General features: G+C 73.5%; 6 protein-coding genes. 2 read left to right on the top strand and 4 right to left on the bottom strand.

Going from position 1 to position 5882, the window contains the following annotated elements:
- The first annotated feature begins 344 nt into the window (after positions 1–344).
- Complete coding sequence (locus tag C1I97_RS29570) at positions 345–1259, top strand: HipA family kinase (RefSeq protein WP_111006179.1); 915 nt, start codon at positions 345–347, stop codon at positions 1257–1259.
- 3 nt (positions 1260–1262) lie between these two features.
- Here the strand turns inward: C1I97_RS29570 and aceB are convergent, their stop codons facing one another.
- A complete protein-coding gene (gene aceB / locus C1I97_RS29565) occupies positions 1263–2888 on the bottom strand; it encodes a malate synthase A (RefSeq protein ID WP_111006178.1) in 1626 nt (541 codons plus the stop codon).
- Between the two features lie 54 nt (positions 2889–2942).
- On the bottom strand, positions 2943–3542 hold the full coding sequence (locus tag C1I97_RS29560) for a nucleotidyltransferase family protein (protein WP_111006177.1): 600 nt from the start codon (positions 3540–3542) through the stop codon (positions 2943–2945).
- Between the two features lie 144 nt (positions 3543–3686).
- On the opposite strand from C1I97_RS29560, the gene C1I97_RS29555 reads away from it, so the two are divergent.
- Positions 3687–4001: a DUF5955 family protein gene (locus C1I97_RS29555; RefSeq protein ID WP_111006176.1), complete on the top strand. Its 315-nt coding sequence runs from the start codon at positions 3687–3689 to the stop codon at positions 3999–4001.
- Between the two features lie 39 nt (positions 4002–4040).
- Here the strand turns inward: C1I97_RS29555 and C1I97_RS29550 are convergent, their stop codons facing one another.
- Both C1I97_RS29550 and C1I97_RS29545 read right to left on the bottom strand, forming a co-directional pair.
- The gene (locus C1I97_RS29550; RefSeq protein ID WP_111006175.1) at positions 4041–4679 is read right to left on the bottom strand and encodes a response regulator; all 639 of its coding nucleotides are present in this window, start codon (positions 4677–4679) and stop codon (positions 4041–4043) included.
- Positions 4676–5863 (bottom strand): sensor histidine kinase, encoded by a 1188-nt coding sequence (locus C1I97_RS29545; protein WP_111006174.1) that lies wholly within the window; start codon positions 5861–5863, stop codon positions 4676–4678. The genes C1I97_RS29550 and C1I97_RS29545 overlap by 4 nt, the downstream gene beginning before the upstream one ends.
- Positions 5864–5882 lie beyond the last annotated feature (19 nt).

The following is a 5882-nucleotide window of genomic DNA, read 5'->3' as shown; positions in this document are numbered from 1 at the left end:
CTGAAAACCCTCGGAGCCGACAACATCGCCAAGACCACCCGGGCGATCCGCGACGAGCCCCACCGGGCACTCCCCATCCTGGGCATCACCAACGATCCGGACACCTACGGAACTTGATCAAACCCTGCCGTGAGGATGCGCTGGTAGTCCACCGACAGCACCGATCAGGCCAACCCCTCACGTCACACGGACACCTGCGACCTGGGCTGGGCTCCACCGCATCCCGGGGCGGCGACTGCGCGTCCACCTCCCGCGGATCCGGGGCCGTCTCCAAGTCCGCGTCATTAAGGGGGACGAGCATGCCAGTCGACACTCCCCGGATTCCTCCCGTATAGCCTGGGGAAATGCTGAGGGAGGTCACCGCAACCCGCTACGTCGAACCCCTGCGCTCCGGCGGCTCCGTGCCCGGGGTCGTCGAGGCCGACGACCTGGGGACGTACGTCGTGAAGTTCACCGGCTCCGCGCAGGGGCGCAAGGCGCTGGTCGCCGAGGTGATCGTGGGGGAGCTGGCGCGGGCGCTCGGGCTGCGGTTCCCCGAGCTGGTCCTCGTGCACTTCGACCCCGGGCTCGCCGCGCACGAGCCGCACCAGGAGGTGCGCGACCTGCTCGACGCCAGCCCGGGTGTCAATCTCGGCATGGACTACCTGCCGGGGGCGAAGGACTTCACCCCGGAGGTGGCGAAGACCTTCCCGGTGGACCCGCTGGAGGCCGGGCGGATCGTCTGGCTGGACGCGCTGACGGTGAACGTCGACCGCACCGTCCACAGCTCCAACCTGATGATCTGGCCGACGTTCGGCACCGCGCCGCCGCGCCTGTGGCTGATCGACCACGGCGCCGCGCTGGTCTTCCACCACCGCTGGGACACCTCGGACCCGGGGAAGTCCTACGACTTCCGCCACCACGCCCTCGGCTCCCACGCCCCCGACGTCCGCGCCGCCGACGCCGAACTGGCCCCCAGGGTGACCCGCGAGCTGCTGCGGACCGTCCTCGCCGAGGTGCCGGACGACTGGCTCGCCGAGGAGCCCGGCTTCGCCACCCCGGACCAGGCCCGCGGCGCCTACGTCGACTACCTCGCCGCCCGCGTCCGGGCGTCCCCGGCCTGGCTGCCCACCGACTTCCCCAGCCGCCGGGAGCTGGCGGCCGAGGAGGCCCGGCGGGCGGCGCGGACCCGGCAGGGCCGGCCCGACTGGCTCAAGCGGGTACCGGACCTGCACGGCAAGCCGGCCGCCGAGCAGGACTGGTCGGCCCACCTGGGGTGAGGGTCAGCCCTCCAGCTGCTCGTACGCCGGCAGGGTCAGGAAGTCGGCGTAGTCCTGGTCGAGGGAGACCCGCAGGAGCAGGTCGTGGGCCTGCTGCCAGTGGCCGGCGGCGAAGGCCTCGTCGCCGATCTCCCGGCGGATACCGTCCAGTTCCTCGGCGGCGACCCTGCGGACCAGTTCCGGCGTGGCCTTCTCGCCGTTCTCGAACTCCACGCCCGCGTCGACCCACTGCCAGATCTGCGAGCGGGAGATCTCGGCGGTGGCCGCGTCCTCCATGAGGTTGAAGATCGCGACCGCGCCCAGGCCGCGCAGCCAGGCCTCGATGTAACGGGTGCCGACCTGGACGGCGTTGACCAGTCCCGCGTACGTCGGCTTCGCGTCGAGGGAGTCGACGGCGATCAGGTCGGCGGCCTCGACGTGGACGTCCTCGCGCAGCCGGTCCTTCTGGTGGGGCCTGTCGCCGAGGACCTTGTCGAAGGACTCCCGGCAGATCGGCACCAGGTCGGGGTGGGCGACCCAGGAGCCGTCGAAGCCGTCGCCGGCCTCGCGGTCCTTGTCGGCGCGGACCTTCTCGAAGGCCACCTTGTTGACCTCGGCGTCCCGGCGGGAGGGGATGAAGGCCGCCATGCCGCCGATCGCGTGCGCGCCGCGCCTGTGGCAGGTGCGTACCAGGAGTTCGGTGTAGGCGCGCATGAACGGGGCCGTCATCGTCACCGAGTTGCGGTCCGGCAGGACGAACTTCGCCCCGCAGTCACGGAAGTTCTTGATGAGGGAGAACAGGTAGTCCCAGCGGCCCGCGTTCAACCCCGAGGCGTGGTCGCGCAGTTCGTAGAGGATCTCCTCCATCTCGTACGCGGCCGTGATCGTCTCGATCAGGACGGTGGCGCGGATCGTGCCCCGCGGGATGCCCAGGTGGTCCTGCGCGAGGACGAACACGTCGTTCCACAGGCGCGCCTCCAGGTGGGACTCCGTCTTCGGCAGGTAGAAGTACGGGCCCTTGCCGCGGTCGAGCAGGCGCCGGACGTTGTGGAAGAAGTACAGACCGAAGTCGACGAAGGCGCCGGGCACCTGGGTGCCGTCGGCGTCGACGAGGTGACGTTCGTTCAGGTGCCAGCCGCGCGGACGCGTGACGACCGTGGCGAGTTCCTCGTCCGGGTGCAGGGCGTAGGTCTTGCCGGACACGGCGTCCGTGAAGTCGATGTTCCTGGTGTAGGCGTCGATCAGGTTGAGCTGGCCGAGGACGACGTTCTCCCAGGTGGGGGAGGAGGCGTCCTCGAAGTCGGCGAGCCAGACCCGCGCGCCCGAGTTGAGCGCGTTGATGGTCATCTTGCGGTCGGTGGGGCCGGTGATCTCCACCCGGCGGTCGTTCAGGGCCTCGGGGGCCGGGGCGACCTTCCAGGAGTCGTCCGCGCGGATCGCGGCCGTCTCGGGGAGGAAGTCCAGGGTGGAGGTGCGGGCGATCTCGGCACGGCGCTCGGCGCGGCGGGCGAGGAGTTCGTCGCGGCGCGGCGTGAACCGCCGGTGCAGCTCGGCCACGAAGGCGAGCGCCGCGTCGGTGAGGACCTCGTCCTGCCGGGGCAGGGACTCGGCTCCGACGACGGCCAGGGGGGACGGCGCTGGTGCGGACATGAGCGGTCACTTCCTTCGGAGGGAGCTGCTTACACGTTTCCTCTCGCTTTCCTCTCACCCAAGGTGTCCCAGGTCGGCCTCGGTGTCGATGTCGTACGGCTGTGCCACGTCGCCGCACTCGACGAGGGTGACGGACTCCTCGTGCGCCCTCAGGTAGGCGCGTGCCCCCCGGTCGCCGGTCGCACTCGCCGCGATGCCCGCCCAGTGGGCCGCGCCGAGCAGGACGGGGTGGCCGCGCACCCCTTCGTACGCCGCCGAGACCAGCGACGTCTCGTCCCGGTACGCCGCACGCACCCGGGCCACCGCCTCGACGCCCACGCCGGGCTGGTCGACCAGAAGGACCAGGGCCGCCCGGGCTTCCGTACCGGCCAGAGAGTCCAGGCCGGCCCGCAGCGAGGAGCCCATGCCCCGCTCCCACTCCGGGTTGTCCACGAGCACGCAGTCCTCCAGCCGCGCCCGCTCCCGTACGTCACCGGCCCGCGCGCCCAGCACCACGTGGACGCGCTCGCAGCCGGCCGCCCGCAGGACCCCGGCCGCGTGCTCCACCAGCGGCCGGCCCCGGTGCTCGAGCAGCGCCTTGGGGCGCCCCCCGAGCCGCCGCCCGCCGCCGGCGGCCAGCACCAGCCCGGCCACCTCGTGTTTCGTCCGTGTCATGACTCCTGCATACCTGACGGCCCGTCGGCCGCACGGTGTTCGCAAGGCTGAATTTCGGTCCTCGCGGTGGCGCACCCCGCCCGGGTGGCGTTTACTGACCCGTCCGGGACTGTGCACGAGGGAGTGCCAGGGGGAGGACGGGCCGTGTTGCGGAGCTTGGGGCAGAGGCCGGTGACCGGCAGCGGTGAGGACCCGAGGGTGGCGGAGCTGCGTACCGCCGTGTCCCGATTGCGTCGCGAACTCGCCGCGCATCCCGTGGAGTTCCCCGACCGGTCGATAGCCGAGGCCGAACTCGCCGCCCTCGCCGCGATGGCCGCCCACGGTCGTCCCGAGATCCCGCGCCTGCGCCGCTCCCTGCTGCTGATCGCCGGGTCGATCGGCTCGGTCAGCGCCCTGAGGGGCGGGCTGTCGAAGGTGCGGGCCGCGGTGGACCTGTTCGGGAAGCCGCCGCGCCGCTGAGCACCGCCGGCCCCGGTTCACGGCCTCAGGCGCCGGATGTCACGGCCCCAGGCGCCGGATGAGCCCCTGCTCGGTGGCCGCCGCCACCGCCGCCGTGCGCGAGTCGACGCCCAGCTTGGCGTAGATGTGCACCAGGTGGGACTTCACCGTGGCCTGGCTCAGGAACAGGCGCTTGCTGATCTCCAGGTTGGACAGGCCCTCCCGGACCAGTTCCAGCACCTCCAGCTCACGGCGGCTGAGGGCGGCGGCGGGGGTGCGCATGCGGTCCATCAGACGGTGGGCGACCGCGGGAGCCAGGGCCGAGCGGCCGGAGGCGGCGGTGCGCACCGCGGCGGCCAGCTCCTGGGGCGGGGCGTCCTTGAGCAGGTAGCCCGCCGCACCGGCCTCGACCGCGGCGAGGATGTCCGCGTCGGTGTCGTACGTCGTCAGCACCAGCACGCGCGGTGCTCCGGGCCGGGCGGTGATCGCCGCCGTCGCCTCCGCGCCGTGCGCGCCGCCGGCGCCGAACTGCAGATCCATCAGCACCACGTCGACGCCGCCCGCGGCGGCCAGCTCCACGGCCCGCTCGGCCGTCGGCGCCTCCGAGACGATCTCGAAGTCGGGCTCGGCGGACAGGACGGCTCTCAGGCCCGCGCGGACCACGGGGTGGTCGTCAGCCAGCAGCAGCCGGATCGTCATGCGCGGTCTCCGGGGTCCGGGTAGGGCAGGGTGACCGCGACCGCCGTGCCCTGGCCGGGCGCCGACTCCACGGTGAACGTCCCGCCCAGCGCCTCGGCGCGCGAGCGCATCGCGGGCAGCCCGAAACCGCCGTCCACCGCGCCGCCGGACCGTCGTACGGCGGCCCCCACGGCCTCGGGGTCGAAGCCGACCCCGTCGTCCACGACGTCCAGCGCCACCGCCGTGTCCATGAAACTCAGGGTGATCTCCGCGCGGTGCGCGCGGGCGTGCCGCCGCGCGTTGCCGAGCGCGGACTGGGCGATCCTGAGCAGCGCCACCTCGTAGGGGGTGGGCAGCTCGACCGGGGTGCCGCTCACCGAGAAGCGGGCCCTGGGCGGGGCCGCCGCGCCCGAGGAGAGCCGTTCCAGGGCGCCGGCCAGGGAGCCGCGCTCCAGGCCGGGCGGGGTCAGGGCGTGCACGAAGCGGCGCGCCTCGGCGAGGTTGTCCTGCGCGGTGGCGCGGGCCTGCTCGATGTGCGCGGCGGCCGGGGAGCCGTCGGGCAGCGCGCGCTGGGCGGCGCGCAGCAGCAGCTGGATGCTGGACAGGCCCTGGGCGAGGGTGTCGTGGATCTCCCGGGCCAGCCGCTCCCGTTCGGCGAGCGTGCCCGCGGTGCGCTCGGCGTGGGCGAGCTCGGCCCGGGTGGCCACCAGCTCCTCGATCAGCTCGCGGCGCCGCTCGCTCTCCCGGTACAGGGCCTCGTAGCCGAGGACCGTGGCGACGGCGACCGCCGCGCCGAGCAGCGGGCCGATGAACGCGCCCGCGGTGACCTGCTGCCCGCGCCCGACGAAACCGGCGATGGCCGCCACCGCGGTCGCGGCGACCGCGGGCAGGCTCCAGCGCACCGGTAGCAGGTGCAGGTGCAGGAAGTACAGCGGGAAGGCCGCCCACAGGGCCTCGGGGGAGAGCGCGAGCAGCACCAGCCAGGCCGCGCTGAGCACGGCCAGCCACACCGCCGCCGCGCGCCGGGAGCGCCGTACCGCCGGGCTCAGCACACCCCACGCGAACACCGCGCCCGTGCCGAGCGCCGCCGCCACCGCGGCCGTGCCGGGCGCGCGGACCGCGGCGAGCGCCAGCAGGCCCGCGAACAGCGCGTACAGGCACAGGCGCAGGGCGGCGACGACGGGGGAGTGGGGGCGGACGTCCATGACGCGTCCAGGGTAGGCG

It is taken from the genome of Streptomyces sp. NTH33 (assembly GCF_003236365.1).
Classification (GTDB): Bacteria; Actinomycetota; Actinomycetes; order Streptomycetales; family Streptomycetaceae; genus Streptomyces.
Note: the sequence above shows the minus strand (reverse complement) of the source record. Positions and strands in the feature narration are given on the sequence as shown.